The organism is Falsirhodobacter sp. alg1 (assembly GCF_000739715.2).
GTDB lineage: Bacteria > Pseudomonadota > Alphaproteobacteria > Rhodobacterales > Rhodobacteraceae > Falsirhodobacter.
The window spans coordinates 148,270-165,115 of sequence record NZ_BBJC02000002.1; the positions used below are offsets into that span (position 1 = coordinate 148,270).

The following is a 16,846-nucleotide window of genomic DNA, read 5'->3' on the forward strand; positions in this document are numbered from 1 at the left end:
CCGGGGCTTTGTTCATTTCGGGGTATCTGTATCCAGAACCTTGCGCTTCAGTTCCTGCACTGTCGCTGCGGTTCTGGGCAACCGGCGCAGCGCCTTCTGCATCTCGACATGGTTCTCCATTTTTACGGCAGGATACCCGAGCAGGACCCGCCCCGCAGGGGCATTCGACAGGATCTTGGTGCCGCCCCCGGCAATGACATCGTCGCCGATAAAGATGTTGTCGGAAACACCGACCTGGCCGGCAAGTACGACACGGTTCCCAACCTGAACCGAGCCGGCAATGCCAACCATACCGCATAGCAGACAATCCTCACCCACGTTTACGTTGTGGCCGATGTGAACAAGATTGTCGATTTTGGTTCCATTGCCGACAGTCGTATCCCGCACGGTTCCGCGGTCGATACAGCTGTTGCAGCCGATTTCCACATCGTCACCGATCCTGACCGATCCCAGAGAATGGATGCGAACCCATTTCTGTTTGCGAATCTCTTCACGCGTTCCAAGCGTGTGGCGGATTTCTTCAATACCCGAGGTTTCCGGCGTCACGAATGACAGTCCGTCACCGCCGATTGCTGCCCCCGGCTGCGCGATGAACCGGTCCCCGATATGCACACGCGCTCCGATCTTTACCCCGTTCATGATCAGCGCATCTTCACCGATCACAACGCCTTCGGCGATGGAGGTATGCGAGGCAATACGCGCCCGTGGACCGATCCTGGCACCCGCACCAACGGTTACGAATGGTCCTATTGCGGCCCCCTCACCAATTTCGGCTGTGGGATCGATAACTGTCATGGGGTGGATGCCCGGCGCGATATCCGGCCCTACGTCCATCATACGCGACAGACCCGCCATGGCCAGCCGGCCACGCGGTGCAAAGATCGCAGCTTTCAGGCCCAATGCCTGCCAATCAGCCCCCTGCCATACAACCGCTGCCTCCGCCTGCCCTGCAGCCAGCCCTTCAGCGTATTTCGGGCTCATGGCCAAGGCGAGTTGTCCTTGGCTTGCGCCACCCGGTTCCGAAATCGAAGAAACGATCAGATCGAGATCCCCTGCCGCTTCGGCATCAAGGGCATTTGCGATGTCGCGGATAGTATGTTGTGGCATCAAGGACTCCTTCAGTCCTTATTTACCTAGCTATCTTGAGGCGTTGAATCCAGTGCTCCGGATACGCGATCGCTCCATGCATTTTTGCAACAGTATGTTGCTTTGTCGTCCAATTTGCAGAACGCAGGCAACTTTCCGCCGAAAGCGAGTGTTGTGCCGGAACCTCGCGGAGGTTTTGCTTGGCTAAAGGCCACCTGCGCGAGATACATTAATGAACCAGACACGAAGCTGCAGCGATAATGCGGCCGTGGCAAATAAAATGGGACAGGCAGAACGATGGCAGGACAAGCGTTTTCAGGCATGACGCGGCGTGGGCTTTTGGGTGCTTTTGCAGCGACGATGGTTACCGCGGCCCCGACAACCTCACATGCATTCGGATTTCTACGCGGCGCAGGTGATATCCGCCGAATCAACATGTACAACGGTCGGACGGGCGAAACCCTCGATACGATCTATTGGATTGACGGAAATTACATTCCCGAAGCCCTGACCGACGTGAATCGCTTTGTTCGTGATTGGCGCACCGGCCAGATCATCAACTTCGATCCTCGTACCCTGGATATTCTGGCAGCCTCGCATGCCCTGCTTGATGTCAGCGAACCCTATATGCTGCTGTCGGGCTACCGCTCCCCACAGACAAACGCAATGTTGGCCTCGCAGACCGAGGGTGTTGCCCGCAATTCCTTGCACATGCGCGGTCAGGCCGCCGATGTCCGCCTGAAATCCCGCTCCGTCAACCAGATGGCCCGCGCAGCCGAAGCCTGCTCCTCGGGTGGTGTCGGCCGTTACAGCCGATCCAACTTCGTTCACATGGATTGTGGTGCCGTGCGGCACTGGGGCGCCTAAGGCGCCCTAGCCGAAATCTGCGCGTTTGCCGCGGAAGCCCATCGCAACGACGAATTTTTCCGAAGAGTCCGAACGTGAAGCCGGCGGTTTCACGTTGGCAACCTTGGTGAAGTTCTTCTTCAGAATGCTTTGAAGCTCGTTTTCGGCACCACCGGCCAGAACCTTGGCAACAAAGGTTCCCCCTTCTTCCAGCACATCAAAAGCAAACTGCGCCGCAGCCTCGCACAGCATGATGATGCGCAGGTGGTCGGTATTCTTATGCCCGGATGATGCTGCGGCCATATCGCTCATCACGACGTCAGCCGGACCGCCAAGCCAACCTTTCACCAGTTCGTCCGCGTCATCCGCCAGAAAGTCCAGCTGGTGAACCTCTGCGCCCGAGATGGCATCGACTTCTTGCAGGTCAACGCCGAGTACCGTGCCGACCTTCTTGTCGGTACGCTGCCCAAGGGCATTCACCCGCTCAACCGCGACCTGACACCATCCACCTGGAGCGCAGCCGAGATCGACCACCCGACAACCCGGCTTCAGGAAACCGAACTTGTCATCCAGCTCCCGGATCTTGAAGGCGGCGCGCCCACGATAGCCTTCCCGCTTGGCCCGCTGAACGTAGGGATCGTTCAATTGCCGCTCCAACCACAATGTGGAGGACAGCTTGCGCCCCTTGGCCGTTTTAACACGTACGCGCAGGTCACGCTGTCCGCGACCCGAAGTATTTTTTTCCGTCATCTGAGCGGTCCGTCTTCCAGAACGCCATCCGCGTTCATTTGTTGATAAAGTAGCCCCTCACGCAGGCCACGATCAGCTACCGAAAGCCGATCTGTCGGCCATACACGCATCAGCGCCTGCAGGATTGCGGCCCCCGACATGATCAGGCTGTGACGATCCCGTCCGATCTGCGGATCGATACGGCGCCCTTCGGGGCCCAAGGCAAGATAGTTGCGAATGACGGTATCAATCTGCGACGAGGTCATCCGTAGCCCATCCACCTTGGTTCGATCATAGCGCCGAAGACCAAGAAAAGATGCAGCAACTGTGGTGATCGTGCCCGAGGTCCCTATGATCTGGAAACCTTCACGTGTGTTATCCGCATTATAGGGCGAAAACGTTGCAAGGTTCTCCTCAAAAAACCAGCTCATGAGCGCAAAGCGGGCAGCGTCATTCTCGACGTCGATGAACTGATCCTTGAGCGTTGCCACACCAAGGGGAACGGAGATCCAGTCCACAACACGTGCGGCACCCAGTTCGGACCGGAATCCGGCGTGCAAGGCCATGATGGCCCTTGCACGCTGCGATGGCTCGACATCAGACAGGTCGATCCAGACAAGCTCGGTGGAGCCGCCGCCAATGTCGATAACCAGAAGCTGTTCGGTCTTGGGGCTTACCAGTGGCGCGCAGGAAATAACGGCAAGGCGTGCTTCTTCCTCCGGCTTGATAATTTCAAGCTGCAACCCGGTTTCGCGACGAACAGTGCGGATAAAATCACGTGCATTACGGGCGCGGCGGCATGCCTCGGTCGCAACCAGCCGCATGTGACGGACGTGGTGCTTCTCAATCTTTTTCTGGCAGATCCGCAGGGCCTGTATCGTACGTGAGATCGACGCACGCGAAAGCCGTCCGGATGCTTCCAGACCTAGACCAAGCTGCACGGTCTTGGAAAAGCTATCCACGACCTGAAAATGACTGCCCTTTGGTTCGGCAATCAACATGCGACAACTATTAGTACCTAAATCCAGCGCCGCATAAAGCGTTGGATCAGGAAGGGTGACAGACGGTTCTACCCGTATCAGATCGGGGATCGCGTCCACACCCTTGGGACGCTCGGGCGCCATAATTCGCCCTCCATTCGGTTACCCCCAGAATAAGGTGGCGGTGGAATAAGCGCAAGGGTAGCGGAACCGTCCGGACATACCCACGTTACACTAAAGAACGCGGGAGGTGGTTATGCGGAAAGCGATTGCTCTTGTCTGTGCCATGATGGCTGCAACACCGGTTGCTGCTGCGAATGTCTATGAATTTGCCGCAGGTACGCCCCAGCTTTCACAGTTTGCATCCGCCATGCGATCAACCGGAATTGATAAGGCATTGGCAAATCCTGGACCCTATACGATCTTTGCGCCTACTGACGCCGCCTTTGCCAAAATGCCCCGCTCTGCCCTGTCGTCGAATGGCCGTGAAGAGCTGGTCCAGATCTTGACGTGCCACATGGCTCCGACTGCTTTGGTCGAGAACGTACTTGCGACGGGCAAACCGGTAGCAATCCGGACCGTTGGTGGATGTAATCTTGTCCTGTATCGTAGCGGATCACAATTGGTGGTCAGAGATGATACAGGCCGTGATCATCGCGTCGAGGCGGCCAATCTCAGTCAATCCAACGGTACTGTGAACATCGTCGATTCATTGATACTTCCGGCATCGTGACTGCTTGACGATGCTCTGCTTGCCGAATATTGGAGTGGCAATGCGGGTGTAGCTCAATGGTAGAGCAGAAGCTTCCCAAGCTTACGACGAGGGTTCGATTCCCTTCACCCGCTCCATTTTTCTCATCCTAGACATCCGAAATGCATGCGCTGTCGCGCGTATCGCATTTCGTGCCCTGCTTGAAACAGGCAGCGGAAATTTTATCATGCTTTGCAATGCCAACGTTATTAGAAGTGGTATTTCATTATTCCGTCGCTTTTTTATTTTCAAAAAACTTTATAAGCGATGTTTTTCCTATTTTATTATTACGCAAGCAAAATGCTGCCGGTATCTGCCATGGCAATTGTGAATACTGTTGCAAGGAACTTTGAAATACCCAAAACCGTTATTCTGTTTGTTGATGTAATACAGCCGTTACGCATTACATGAACAGCTCAAGAATTATGGAAGCCAAACATGAGATCGACCATCATCCGCCCTGTCGTTCTGGCAATCGCAGCATTGGCCATAACGTCGCCGTCCCTACAGGCGCAGCAGCATGACAACCGCCAGCAAGGATGCTCGGAGCAACATGATCGCAACTGCAACCCGCGTGGAAATGACCGGGATGACGGACGCGCCGATCAGCGGCATGATTCCCATCAGCGCGATCATCGGGATGCAAATAATCGGCGTCACGATAACGGCAAGCACAATGGCCCCAAGGTAGGCGACAATGGTCAACGTGGCCGTCCCTACCATCCGAACGACCATAAACGGTTCCCCGAGCCGCCTCATGGCAAGGAATACCGGATTATCGACGACAATGTCGTCTTGGTTGATAAAGATACCTTGAAAATCGTAGCAGTGCTTGGGTTGCTAGCGGCCCTGACGAATTGACCGGCGCGTAAACTCAAGCTAGGCAGATGGACTGCATCGCTGTAAAAATTACAAATGCCCGCTGTTTTAAACAACTAGCGGGCATTAAATTAAAGTGTATCTATATTCAATATTAACGGAAAAAACCTAACCCTTAATATCTCGTCCATCTGGTAAATCATCAACGACGCGGCTATGCCCTTTATCGCGAATAGTTGCATGCGTTTCAGGACGACCAGCTACCTTATCGGCATCGCTGTTTGTGTCGGCACGAGGCTCGTCAGCAAATTCGGTATTCGTTGATGCCGGATCATGTCTCTGCGCCCGCTGATCAATAACTTCACGAGTCATTGCTGTTCCTCCACCTCGGAATTCGGCTTTCCCTTGGTGCGTTCGGGATTCATCACATCAAATTCGCTTGGATCATGCGCTGACCCTTCGTGTTCAGCTTGCGAGTTTTCCAAGCGCTCCGGATCATCACGTTTGGTCTTTGCCGGTTTGGGTTCATTGGCCATTTTTGGTCCTCCTGATTCCCAAACTCCTACCAATCCCGGATGTTCCGATGCATTACCCAAGGGCAGCCGCAATATGGATCAGATCAGCCAATAGGACGCCCTAGCTGACCTTGCATTCGCAGCCGGTCGTCCATTTTCATGCGAACCGAATGACCGGCATCCGCCTTTTCTTGCTTAACGCAAATCTCATGAATCAAGCGACAGGCTCTTTCTTGGAGCTTTGAAACTGCTTCTGCTCAGAAACGCCGTGCAGGGATGATCACCGCATGTAGCTCAAATAAAAAAAGCCGCCCGAATACCGGACGGCTCAACCTCATAGATCTTTGCAGATCTTATGCGAGTGCGATCGACACAGCCGATTCACGACCGTTACGGTCTTTTTCGATGTCGAAGGTAACTGCTTGGCCATCGGCCAGACCACGGATACCAGCGCGCTCAAGAGCGGAGATGTGTACGAACACATCCTTGGAACCGCCTTCAGGCTGAATGAAGCCGAAGCCTTTAGTGTCGTTGAACCATTTCACGGTGCCCTTGGCCATCGTGTATATCCTTAATCAGTATTGACGCCCGCATTATGCGACGACCCGGCACAGAAGATAATCGATAGCTCGTGCCTAGAAGGATCAGAGTCGAAAATGACGATGCAAGAATGTTCTACAACACTGGAAAGAACTTAGCAACCATTGTGATCCGCGCAGCAGAAAAACCCGGCTTGCCCGGTTAACGCGAGATAAACATGGAAAAAACCGCTCGGAGGAGCGGCCTTAAATTTTTTAACACTCGAAAATAGTTTCGATGGTACCGGCTACTTGATTCGAACAAGTGACCCCCAGATCCACAATCTGGTGCTCTAACCTACTGAGCTAAGCCGGCACTGGGGGCCATTTACCCCCCTTGTTTGGCGATTGCAAGGGGTCATGCTATTGCATACCCAACTTTCCGGCAGTACGCCGGATTTACAAAGGAGTGTTGGTCATGGGCATCGATAAACAAAGCGAAATTGCGGCAAATATGCAGATCGGACCGACCGACATGGGCATGGTCCGAATCTATATCGAAGCAGAAGGGGTCGAACTGCCCCTGGATTTCGACCCGGAAGAAGCAGAAGAAATCGCGGAAGAGTTGATGGCAGCGGCGGAACGTGCACGCGCTGTCGAATCTGCTCCGGCACCGAAACCCAAAGGCAAGCCGAAGCGCTAGATTCGCCCTGCCCTCGCAAAATGCGGGTCACGCAGCGCCTGAAGCCTCAGCGCTGCGTGGCGGGCAAAGCATTGGGCCATTGCCTTGCGCCGTGCGGCAGATAGCCTGGTTTCCGGCGCGCTCCGGATGATTTCCGCATCATAGGCGTCAGCCAGAATCAGCCCCGTATCTTCCGGCAGCAGTTCCTGCGGAAAATCAGAATCAACTGCCCAGAAGAACCGGTCGCACCATTCCAGATAATTCTGCCATTTGTGATCCGTCAGAAAATCGGCAGGGCCTGATTTGCACTCGATAATCCAGACCTCTCCTTTCGGGCCAAGCGCCATGACATCCACGCGCAATCCGGGGCTTGGCACCAGTTCGTGCACGGATACGAAGTTATGGGTCAGGAGATGTCTTGAAACACCACGTGCCAGCTTCACCCCCGGCAATGCGTGCTCTAACGGATCGGGATCATGTTCTTCCATGAGGGCATTATGAACATAGCAGGAACATTTGCAATGACATCTCCGGCACAGCCTTCTGCATTGCATCCCCGCTTCGTTGACGCGGCGCTGTTCCCCTATACAATAGGGCAGGTAAAAAGGGGCGTCGCACCATGAAACTGGCTGATACGCCACTGACCGAGCTTCGGGCTTGTCCGCATTGCGATGCGCTGTACCGTCTGGTGCCGCTCCGCTCGCGAGAGCGGGGAACCTGCCCCCAATGCAACCACGTGCTGGTTTCCCCGCGATCCAATGCCTTCCGGCGGGTTATTGCCCTGTCGACCGCGGCCTTGGTGATGCTGGCGGTGGCGCTGTTCACGCCATTTCTTGACCTGAGCGCGGCGGGCCTCCATTCCGACGCCTCGATCTGGGATACGGCGATGACCTTTTCCAGCGGCTATCTGACGCCCTTGGCGGTGGCTGTGGTGGCGTTCATCATTATCATCCCGGCGTTGCGACTGTCGCTCATCCTGTACACGCTTGTTCCCTTGTCCCTCAATCTGCCTGCCGCAAGACATGCCGCCGGCGCATACCGTCTGTCCGAGATCCTGCACCCTTGGTCGATGGCCGAAATTTTCGTCATCGGCGTGGCGGTCGCCCTCGTCAAGATTGCCGGTATGGCCTCTGTGGCACCCGGCATCGCATTCTGGACGTTTGCCGCCCTGGTGATCGTAATCATCTGGCAGGAATCATTCCTGGATTCCGAACAGATCTGGAGTGCGATCGATTCCAGTGCCCCCCGTGTCGATGAAGGCGCCGCATGAAAGAGCCTATCCTGACAGCCCGCAAAGCCGGCCTTGTCGCCTGCACCAGATGTACGCGCGTCTATCCACCGGACGTGGACAAATGCAAACGATGCGGCGCGCCCCTTTCCTCGCGCAACCCCGATGCATTGCAGCGTGTCTGGGCGTGGTGGATCGCCGGGCTGATCGCCTATATTCCTGCCAACATATACCCCATGCTCAAAACCAGCAGTCTCGGCTCCGAGACCGCCTCCAGCATCATGGGCGGTGTGATAGAGCTTTGGGCCCATGGCGACCCGCCGATCGCGATCATCGTGTTTGTGGCGTCCATCGTCATTCCGGTCGGAAAGTTCCTGTCGATCGCCTTTCTGGCCTATTCGCTGAAGCGCCCCACCTCGATGGGCCGTCATGCCCGGCACCGCCTGTACCAGGTTGTTGAATTCATCGGCCGCTGGTCCATGATCGACGTCTTTGTGGTGGCGATTACGGCATCGCTGGTACAGTTCAACCTTGTAGCCAGCGTTAACCCCGGTATTGCTGCGATTTGTTTTGCCGCGTCCGTTGCATTCACCATGCAGGCCGCACTCGCTTTTGATCCTCGAACCATTTGGGATGACTGACCTGTGACCGACACCCCAGACTCCGGCCCGTCCGAAATGAACATCCGCCCCGCGCATAAACGCATCTGGAAACGCATCTCTCCGGTGTGGATCGTGCCTGTTCTGGCATTGATCGTGGCAGTGGTCGTGGCAATCAACAGCTATACCGAGCGTGGAACCCTGATCAAGATCAGCTTCCTGAACGCCAGCGGGATCGAGGCGGGCCAGACGGCCCTGCGCTACCGGGATGTGAACATCGGCACGGTCGAGGCGGTCAACTTCTCGCCCGACCTTGGCCGTGTTGTCGTTTCGGCCCGCGTCGCGGATGATATTGCAAAATACATAGATACCGAGGCGCAATTCTGGGTTGTTCGCCCCGAAGTTTCCGTCCGCGGCATCACGGGGCTGAGCACTGTCCTGTCCGGCGCCTATATCTCGGGTCAGTGGGATAACACCACCTCGGCCGAAAGGCGGGATTTCGAAGGGCTGGAAACTCCGCCGCTTGAAACACAACGCGGCACGACGGTCACGCTTCGCCTGAAGGATGGAAACCAGATCGCGGCAGGTGCGCCCATCATCCACAAAGGGATCGAGGTCGGCGCGGTCGGCTCCCCCCGCCTGACGGATGATGGCAGCGGAGTGCTGCTGGATGCGGTTATCGAAGCACCCTATGACAAGCTGCTGACCACAGATTCGCGTTTCTGGGATGCTTCGGGTTTCGACGTCACCCTGGGTGCCAGCGGCATCGATCTGGATGTGCGCTCTCTGGCGGCCCTGATCGAAGGTGGGATCAATTTCGACACCATCGTATCGGGTGGCGGCGCGGTCGAGGCTGGTCAGGAATTTCAGGTATTCCCCAATGAATCGCAGGCGCGCAGTTCCGTCTTCACATCGGATTCGCAGGTGGAGCTTTACCTCTCGATCCTCTTTGACGGATCCGTGTCCGGTCTGGCCGAAAACGCCGAGGTCCGCTATCACGGGTTGACCGTGGGTCGTGTCACCGATCTGGGGGCCGTGGCCGAAACGGATGCCGATGGCAGCCCGCATGTTCGCATGCTCGCGAACCTTGCCATCGATGTATCGCAGCTTGGCCTGCCGAACTCCACCACCGCAGATGAGGCGCAGGAATTCATTGCACGGCTGGTGGCCGAAGACAGCCTTCGCGCCCGCCTTGCCACGGCGTCACTGTTCACGGGCTCGCTCATGGTCGAACTGGTGGAACAGCCGGATACCCCGGCCACCACATTGGATACAGAGCATCATCCCTTTGCACTGTTGCCGGTCGGTAACGCCGATATCACCGAATTCCAGACGACGGCACAGGGTGTCATCAATCGCATCGGCGGCCTGCCGATCGAGGATCTGATGCAATCGGCCATCGGCGCGCTGAATAGCGTCCAGACCCTTGCCGGTGATCCGGAAACACGCCGCGTTCCTTCGGCAGCGGCAGATCTACTTTCCGAAGCACGCTCGCTGATCAGCGGTGAGAATGTCGCGAACATTCTGGTGAACTTGCGCCAGACTACCGACGGGCTGCGCCGGATGTCCGAACAGCTTGAGGGTGGTCAGGCCGTCAACAACCTGATTGCGGCCATTGATAAGGCCAATACCACGCTGGACGGTGTACAGAATGCCTCGTCCGATTTCCCCGAAATTGCCACCCAACTGCGCGAGCTTGCCGCAAAGGCCAACACCCTGCCGCTGGAACAGCTGGCAACCTCTGCCGACGGGCTGGTGCAAAGCGCAAACCGTCTGCTGGATAATCCCGATACGCAGCGCGTTCCGGGCGCAGTATCCGATGCCCTGTCCGAAGTGTCCCGCGTTCTGGCAGAAATCCGCGAAGGCGGTGCCATCACCAACGCCAATGATGCGATTGCTGCGGCCAAAGAAGCTGCGGATAACGTCAGCGAGGCGGTCCAGGGCCTGCCGGATCTGGCAAACCGCGCGGCGCAGCTGATCGAGGAGGCTGGAACCACCGTATCCGGTTATGGCAGCGATTCTCGCTTCAATGTGGAACTTGTCACCGCGCTACGTAACCTGCAGGTTGCGTCCGAGGCTGTCACATCGCTTGCGCGGACAATCCAGCGCAATCCTAATTCCATCCTTCTTGGCCGGTAAGGAAATATCCCATGCGCCCTCTTCCCCTTGTCCTGGTTTTGGCGGCACTGGCCGGTTGCGGCACCGCCCCGGGCTATGAACTGCAAACGGCACCCGCCACCGCCCGCCTGAACACGGCAGCACAATCGATCATGGTGCGTGAGGTATCCCTGCCCGATTATGCAGCCGACGACACTATGGCACGCCAGAACGCCAACGGCTCGGTAGAGTTGCTGAGCCGTGTGCGGTGGGCCGACCTGCAGCCCCGGGCCATCACACTGGCTCTGGCAAAACAACTGAACGGTTCGCTCAGTGCAACTGTTGCCCCGGAACCATGGCCGCTTTCCGGGCTGCCGGATGGTGAGGTTGATGTACGCATCGACCGTATTCTGGCGGGTGCCGATGGCATGTTCCATCTTGATGGGGTGTATTACGTGCGGGCCGAAGGCGTCTCGTTGGGTGCAACATCCCGCGACTTTGCCATCTCGGTGCCATTGTCCGGCACGGATGGCGCACAGATCGCTGCGGCACAGTCAACCGCCGTGTCCCAGCTGGCTGCACAGATCGCCCGCTCGGTCGCGCGCTGATACCTACGGAAGACAGACACCCCGATGGCAAATGACGTGAACAAGGCTATCGGGTTCATCCTGATCGGCGTCCTCTGTTTTACCCTGATGGATGCCACGGCAAAGGCTCTGGTCGAGAGCGGATACCCTACGATCCAGGTCGTATGGGTCCGCTACGCCGGACAATTCATCGTGGTACTGGCGCTGCTCGGTCGGGGAGCCTGGGCTGCCTGCCGGACAAACCACCCCAGGGTGCAGATCCTGCGATCCGTTTTCCAGTTCGGATCTACTGTGTTTTTCTTTGCGGCCCTCGGGTACATCGGGCTGTCGGAGGCCACGGCTGTGGCCGACACCAATCCCGTTCTGATCACCCTTGGCGCCGCCCTATTTCTGGGGGAAAGGCTGGGACCGCGGCGAATTCTCGGGATCACCATTACTCTGGCGGGGGCCCTCATCGTCGTGCGTCCCGGTACAGCCGTATTCACGCCAGCCGCACTTTTGCCTTTGGGATGCGCCATCAGTTATGCAGGTCATGCCCTTGCAACCCGCTGGATTGGCGAACGTGACAGCCGCGGCACCTCCATGATCTATTCCGCCCTATTGGGGGCAATCGTCACATCGGCCGTGCTGCCGTTTCATGCCGTGCCCGTGGCGCTTGGCGATATCTGGCTTTTTGTAGCACTTGCCCTTCTGGGGTCTGCCGCGCAGCTGGCGTTGCTCTATGCCTTCAGCCGGGGCGAAGCATCGATCATCGCCCCGTTCGGATATCTGGGCATTGTTCTTGCGACCATCTGGGGTGCTGCGTTCTTTGGGGAATTGCCGGATCGGTGGACGGTGATCGGTGCCCTTGTGATCGTATCAGGCGGACTTTATGTCTGGCATCGTGAAACTCGGACAGGTTGATGGCAAAGAAAAAACGAAGCGTTGTGCGTGACTGGCTGGAAAACGCAGCCCTGCGCACATTGATCGGGGGCCTGCTGGTGCTGCCTTATCGCTGGCGCGTGCCGCTGTGCGGATGGGTCATGTCGGCGGTCATTTCACCCATCGCGGGCTACAGGAAACGGATACGGGACAACCTTGCGCTCGTGATGCCTGAACTTCCCGCAGACGAGGTTGAACGTCTGGTGCGCCAGGTTCCGAACAATGTCGGCCGCAGCATCATCGAGGATTACTCTACGGATGAATTCATGGAGCGCGCAGGCCGTAGCCCGGTGGTCGGCGAAGGTCTGGCCGCCGTCGATCAGGCCCATATCGACAAGCGCCCTGTCATCTTTGTCGCCGCACATTTCGGCAACTATGAGGCGAGCCGCGCAGCAATGACTGCCCGGGGTTATACCGTGGGTGTCCTGTACCGCCCCATGAACAACCGCTATTTCAACAAGCACTATGTTTCGGCGATGGAGATGCTTGGAAAGCCCGCGTTCCCGCGTGGGCGGCAGGGCTTGGGCGATATGCTTCGTTTTCTGCGCAAAGGCGGCAAGATCGGCATGCTGATCGATCTGCATATCGGCGACGGGGAATCCCTGACATTTTTCGACCATCCTGCAATGACGGCGCTGTCTGCTGCCGAACTGGCCCTGAAATACAATGCCCTGCTGATTCCGACCTATTCCGTTCGCCAGCCGAATGGTCTGGATTTCGAAATCGTCATGGAAGCCCCTATTCCGCATACGGATGCCCGCGAGATGACGCAGGCGCTCAATGATTCATTGGAGGCATTGGTACGGCAGCATCTGGAACAATGGTTCTGGATACACCGCCGCTGGAAAAACCGTCGCTGGTTAAAGTCTTAATGCACTTGGGCCACGGCGGTTACCGCGCCTGGCCCTTCTTCCTGCAAAACCACGACGGTTTGTTCGTCGCCCGTGATCGGAGCCGTCATATCAAGTGGCGTTTTTCCGTCCCAGTTGCGCAATACAGACCATGACGTCACGATGTTATGATAGGAAATGGTCATCCCCGCGTTTTCACCGCGTTTGATCTCCGACATCAGGTGCGGGCGATAGCGGACGACGTTGACGACCACAGGCTCGGACAAGGGTTCGTTCGCCTCGGCCAGAATATGCAGGTTATCTGCGTCCCGGCTAAGGGTCAGGACAACCGGATGCCCCTGGGCCGCATGTTCGGATATCAGGGTTCGCACACGTTCGGGCAAGGCCCCTTCTACGCGATCCACGCCATTGATCACGAATTGCGGTGTATAAAGCATACGGCTTCCGACATCGCGGGCATATGATTTCTGGCGCGAAGTGAAACCGGCCTGGCCGAATTCATCCTTCCAGCCGATATAATCCCAATAGTCGACATGCAGGGCCAAGGCTATGACCCGCGGGTCCTGGACCAGTTCGGCCATTTGCGCATCCGCAGGCGGACAGGCCGAGCATCCTTGCGACGTGAAAAGCTCCACCAGTACCGGCGATACCGTTTCTGCCGACGCATTGCCGGCAATACCGATAGTCAGGCCAACCACGGCACCAATGAAACCTCGCATATTTCCCTCCAAGTTTAACGTTTTATTTAACGCGTAATTGGCCTCCATGCCAATCAACCAATTGCGAGAACCACTATCTGTGTTTTCCACTTCCATTTCGGCATACTATCGCATACAAACACCTCATCCCTTGCGTGCCGCCTTTTTGGCTGGCATCACAACGCAGGCGAAGCCAAAAAACCCGAGCCAGTGCCAGGAGGCCCGTTATGACTGTCACCGTTGGCCACGATAGCCAAAAAACCCGCAAGACCCTGACCGTCAATGGTCAGAGCGTTGCCTATTACTCCATCCCTGCTGCCCAAAGTGCGGGCCTTGGCGATTTTGCCAAGCTGCCGGCTGCCTTGAAGGTCGTGTTGGAAAACATGCTCCGTTTCGAGGATGGCAAGACGGTAACGGTCGATGACATCAAGGCCTTTTCCGACTGGGGCAAAATGGGTGGCAAGAACCCACGCGAGATTGCCTATCGCCCTGCCCGCGTTCTGATGCAGGATTTCACCGGCGTTCCTGCGGTGGTTGACCTTGCTGCAATGCGCGACGGCATTCTGGGTCTGGGCGGCGACGCACAGAAAATCAACCCGCTGAACCCGGTCGATCTGGTCATCGACCATTCGGTCATGATCGACGAATTCGGCAACCCCCGCGCCTTCCAGATGAACGTGGATCTGGAATACGAGCGCAACATGGAGCGTTATACGTTCCTGAAATGGGGCCAGAAGGCATTCAACAACTTCCGCGTTGTTCCGCCCGGAACCGGCATCTGCCACCAGGTCAACCTTGAGTACCTTGCCCAGACCGTCTGGACCGACGAGGACCAGAACGGTGAGCAGGTTGCCTATCCTGACACGCTGGTTGGTACGGACAGCCACACGACCATGGTCAACGGCCTTGCCGTTCTGGGCTGGGGCGTCGGCGGTATCGAGGCCGAGGCCGCGATGCTGGGCCAGCCCGTATCGATGCTGATCCCCGAAGTTATCGGCTTCGAGCTGACAGGCAAGATGATGGAAGGCACGACCGGTACGGATCTTGTGCTGAAAGTCGTCCAGATGCTGCGCAAAAAAGGCGTGGTCGGCAAATTCGTCGAATTCTATGGCGAAGGCCTTGATCACCTGCCGCTTGCGGACCGTGCGACGATCGCCAACATGGCACCGGAATACGGCGCAACCTGTGGCTTCTTCCCGATCGACGGCGAAACGCTGCGCTATCTGGAACAGACCGGACGCTCGCAGGACCGCATCGCGCTGGTCGAGGCTTATGCCAAGGAAAACGGCTTCTGGCGCGACGCATCCTACAGCCCGATCTACACTGACACGCTGCACCTCGACATGGGTGAAATCGTTCCGGCCATCTCCGGCCCGAAACGCCCGCAGGACTATACCCCGCTGACGCAATCCGTCGAAGGTTTCCACAAGACCTTGGGCGAATACCGCAAGACCGAAGGCGACGTGCTGGATCTTGTGAAATCCGTTCAGGTTGAGGGCAAGGATTACAAGATCAACGACGGTTCGGTCGTGATTGCGGCAATCACCTCCTGCACCAACACGTCCAACCCCTATGTGATGATCGGCGCCGGTCTGGTTGCCCGCAAGGCACGTGCGCTTGGCCTGACACGCAAACCATGGGTGAAAACGTCACTCGCCCCCGGGTCGCAGGTGGTTCAGCAGTATCTCGAGGCGGCCAACCTGCAAGAAGATCTGGACGCGCTCGGCTTCAACCTTGTCGGTTTCGGCTGCACGACCTGTATCGGCAACTCCGGTCCGCTGGGGGATCCCGCGATCTCCAAGGCGATCCACGAGAACGATCTAGTGGCAACCGCTGTACTGTCGGGCAACCGTAACTTCGAGGGACGTATTTCCCCCGACGTGCGCGCCAACTATCTGGCATCCCCGCCGCTGGTCGTTGCCTATGCCATCGCCGGTGACATGAACATCGACCTGACCTCCGAGCCTCTGGGCAAGGATCAGAACGGCAATGATGTGTTCCTGAAAGACATCTGGCCCACGAACGAAGAAATTGCAGACCTCGTACACCAGACCGTCACGCGTGAAGCATTCCAGTCCAAATATGCGGATGTGTTCAAGGGTGATGAGCGTTGGCAAGCTGTCGAGACGACGGACAGCGAAACCTACGACTGGCCGCCCACCTCGACCTACATCCAGAACCCTCCCTACTTCCAGGGGATGGCAAAGGAGCCGGGCGTGATTTCGGACATCAAGGGCGCCAAGGTTCTGGCGATCCTGGGTGACATGATCACAACCGACCACATCAGCCCCGCCGGGTCCTTCAAGCCGACGACACCGGCCGGTCAGTACCTGACAGAGCGTCAGGTGCCGCAGAAAGATTTCAACTCCTACGGTTCGCGCCGCGGGAACCACGAGATCATGATGCGCGGTACATTCGCCAACATCCGCATCAAGAACGAGATGCTGGACGGTGTCGAAGGTGGTTACACCAAAGGCCCGGATGGTGAACAGACGTCGATCTTCGACGCGTCCATGGCCTATCAGGAAGCCGGCACGCCGCTGGTTATCTTCGGTGGCATCGAATACGGCGCAGGATCCTCGCGTGACTGGGCTGCCAAAGGTACGGCCCTGCTGGGCGTCAAAGCGGTCATCGCCGAGTCGTTCGAGCGTATCCACCGGTCCAACCTCGTTGGCATGGGCGTTGTACCTTTCGAGTTCACGAATGGCGACACGCGCAAATCCCTCGGCCTGACGGGTGAGGAAACGGTCAGCATCGAAGGGCTCGCCGGCGATCTGAAGCCGCTGAGCAACCTGCCTTGCACCATCACCTACGCGGATGGTTCGGTGAAAGAGATCCAGCTCAAGTGCCGGATCGATACGGCGATCGAAATCGAATACGTCGAAAATGGCGGCGTGCTGCACTATGTGCTGCGCGATCTGGCCAAACGCTAAGCAAAT

19 protein-coding genes and 2 tRNA genes are annotated in these 16,846 nt (G+C 57.3%); 11 read left to right on the forward strand and 10 right to left on the reverse strand.

What is annotated here, in order from left to right; translation table 11 throughout:
- Positions 1 to 12: 12 nt before the first annotated feature.
- Positions 13 to 1,107: a UDP-3-O-(3-hydroxymyristoyl)glucosamine N-acyltransferase gene (gene lpxD, locus TR36_RS04885; protein WP_045389691.1), complete on the reverse strand. Its 1,095-nt coding sequence runs from the start codon at positions 1,105 to 1,107 to the stop codon at positions 13 to 15.
- A gap of 276 nt (positions 1,108 to 1,383) precedes the next feature.
- Here lpxD and TR36_RS04890 point away from each other — a divergent pair, with 276 nt between their 5' ends.
- Positions 1,384 to 1,953 (forward strand): DUF882 domain-containing protein, encoded by a 570-nt coding sequence (locus TR36_RS04890; RefSeq protein ID WP_237763518.1) that lies wholly within the window; start codon positions 1,384 to 1,386, stop codon positions 1,951 to 1,953.
- A 6-nt stretch (positions 1,954 to 1,959) separates the two neighbouring features.
- On the opposite strand, the gene TR36_RS04895 is transcribed toward TR36_RS04890, so the two are convergent.
- Together TR36_RS04895 and TR36_RS04900 are read right to left on the reverse strand one after the other, a co-directional pair.
- The gene (locus TR36_RS04895) at positions 1,960 to 2,682 is read right to left on the reverse strand and encodes an RlmE family RNA methyltransferase (RefSeq protein ID WP_062762567.1); all 723 of its coding nucleotides are present in this window, start codon (positions 2,680 to 2,682) and stop codon (positions 1,960 to 1,962) included.
- Positions 2,679 to 3,785 carry a Ppx/GppA phosphatase family protein gene (locus tag TR36_RS04900; RefSeq protein ID WP_045389682.1) on the reverse strand — a complete coding sequence of 369 codons (1,107 nt, stop codon included), beginning with the start codon at positions 3,783 to 3,785 and terminating at the stop codon, positions 2,679 to 2,681. The genes TR36_RS04895 and TR36_RS04900 overlap by 4 nt, the downstream gene beginning before the upstream one ends.
- A 112-nt stretch (positions 3,786 to 3,897) precedes the next feature.
- Between TR36_RS04900 and TR36_RS04905 the strand changes: the two genes are divergently transcribed.
- Positions 3,898 to 4,374, forward strand: coding sequence for a fasciclin domain-containing protein (locus tag TR36_RS04905; RefSeq protein WP_045389678.1), 477 nt, complete (start codon positions 3,898 to 3,900; stop codon positions 4,372 to 4,374).
- 42 nt (positions 4,375 to 4,416) lie between these two features.
- Positions 4,417 to 4,490 (forward strand) — tRNA-Gly (locus TR36_RS04910).
- A gap of 406 nt (positions 4,491 to 4,896) precedes the next feature.
- Here TR36_RS04910 and TR36_RS04915 read toward each other — a convergent pair.
- The 5 genes from TR36_RS04915 to TR36_RS04925 form a co-directional block, all read right to left on the reverse strand.
- Positions 4,897 to 5,127, reverse strand: coding sequence for a hypothetical protein (locus tag TR36_RS04915; RefSeq protein ID WP_045389675.1), 231 nt, complete (start codon positions 5,125 to 5,127; stop codon positions 4,897 to 4,899).
- 252 nt (positions 5,128 to 5,379) lie between these two features.
- Positions 5,380 to 5,583: a hypothetical protein gene (locus TR36_RS15460; protein ID WP_153010495.1), complete on the reverse strand. Its 204-nt coding sequence runs from the start codon at positions 5,581 to 5,583 to the stop codon at positions 5,380 to 5,382.
- Entirely contained in the window at positions 5,580 to 5,747 is a 168-nt protein-coding gene (locus tag TR36_RS15710; protein ID WP_192841315.1) for a hypothetical protein, read from the reverse strand. The genes TR36_RS15460 and TR36_RS15710 overlap by 4 nt, the downstream gene beginning before the upstream one ends.
- Positions 5,748 to 6,079: 332 nt before the next feature.
- On the reverse strand, positions 6,080 to 6,286 hold the full coding sequence (locus TR36_RS04920; protein ID WP_045389672.1) for a cold-shock protein: 207 nt from the start codon (positions 6,284 to 6,286) through the stop codon (positions 6,080 to 6,082).
- A gap of 257 nt (positions 6,287 to 6,543) precedes the next feature.
- Positions 6,544 to 6,620: transfer RNA gene (locus TR36_RS04925), tRNA-His, on the reverse strand.
- Between the two features lie 102 nt (positions 6,621 to 6,722).
- On the opposite strand from TR36_RS04925, the gene TR36_RS04930 reads away from it, so the two are divergent.
- The gene (locus TR36_RS04930) at positions 6,723 to 6,947 is read left to right on the forward strand and encodes a DUF6324 family protein (protein ID WP_045389667.1); all 225 of its coding nucleotides are present in this window, start codon (positions 6,723 to 6,725) and stop codon (positions 6,945 to 6,947) included.
- Here TR36_RS04930 and TR36_RS04935 read toward each other — a convergent pair.
- Complete coding sequence (locus TR36_RS04935) at positions 6,944 to 7,414, reverse strand: MmcB family DNA repair protein (RefSeq protein WP_045389664.1); 471 nt, start codon at positions 7,412 to 7,414, stop codon at positions 6,944 to 6,946. The genes TR36_RS04930 and TR36_RS04935 overlap by 4 nt on opposite strands.
- A 131-nt stretch (positions 7,415 to 7,545) precedes the next feature.
- Between TR36_RS04935 and TR36_RS04940 the strand changes: the two genes are divergently transcribed.
- Genes TR36_RS04940 through TR36_RS04965 form a run of 6 tightly spaced genes read left to right on the forward strand, consistent with a single transcriptional unit; the run spans position 7,546 to position 13,230 of the window.
- Positions 7,546 to 8,196 carry a paraquat-inducible protein A gene (locus TR36_RS04940; protein ID WP_045389661.1) on the forward strand — a complete coding sequence of 217 codons (651 nt, stop codon included), beginning with the start codon at positions 7,546 to 7,548 and terminating at the stop codon, positions 8,194 to 8,196.
- A complete protein-coding gene (locus TR36_RS04945; protein WP_045389658.1) occupies positions 8,193 to 8,795 on the forward strand; it encodes a paraquat-inducible protein A in 603 nt (200 codons plus the stop codon). Before TR36_RS04940 ends, TR36_RS04945 begins: the two co-directional genes overlap by 4 nt.
- Positions 8,796 to 8,798: 3 nt before the next feature.
- Positions 8,799 to 10,892, forward strand: a complete 2,094-nt coding sequence (locus tag TR36_RS04950) for an intermembrane transport protein PqiB (protein ID WP_052362556.1) — start codon at positions 8,799 to 8,801, stop codon at positions 10,890 to 10,892.
- Between the two features lie 11 nt (positions 10,893 to 10,903).
- Positions 10,904 to 11,458, forward strand: coding sequence for a membrane integrity-associated transporter subunit PqiC (locus TR36_RS04955; protein WP_045389655.1), 555 nt, complete (start codon positions 10,904 to 10,906; stop codon positions 11,456 to 11,458).
- A 24-nt stretch (positions 11,459 to 11,482) separates the two neighbouring features.
- Entirely contained in the window at positions 11,483 to 12,340 is an 858-nt protein-coding gene (locus TR36_RS04960) for a DMT family transporter (RefSeq protein ID WP_062762569.1), read from the forward strand.
- Positions 12,340 to 13,230 carry a lysophospholipid acyltransferase family protein gene (locus TR36_RS04965; RefSeq protein ID WP_062762572.1) on the forward strand — a complete coding sequence of 297 codons (891 nt, stop codon included), beginning with the start codon at positions 12,340 to 12,342 and terminating at the stop codon, positions 13,228 to 13,230. Before TR36_RS04960 ends, TR36_RS04965 begins: the two co-directional genes overlap by 1 nt.
- On the opposite strand, the gene TR36_RS04970 is transcribed toward TR36_RS04965, so the two are convergent.
- Complete coding sequence (locus TR36_RS04970; RefSeq protein WP_045389647.1) at positions 13,227 to 13,928, reverse strand: thioredoxin family protein; 702 nt, start codon at positions 13,926 to 13,928, stop codon at positions 13,227 to 13,229. The two genes, TR36_RS04965 and TR36_RS04970, sit on opposite strands and share 4 nt — an antisense overlap.
- Positions 13,929 to 14,134: 206 nt before the next feature.
- On the opposite strand from TR36_RS04970, the gene acnA reads away from it, so the two are divergent.
- Entirely contained in the window at positions 14,135 to 16,840 is a 2,706-nt protein-coding gene (acnA, locus tag TR36_RS04975) for an aconitate hydratase AcnA (protein ID WP_045389644.1), read from the forward strand.
- The last annotated feature ends 6 nt before the right edge of the window (positions 16,841 to 16,846 follow it).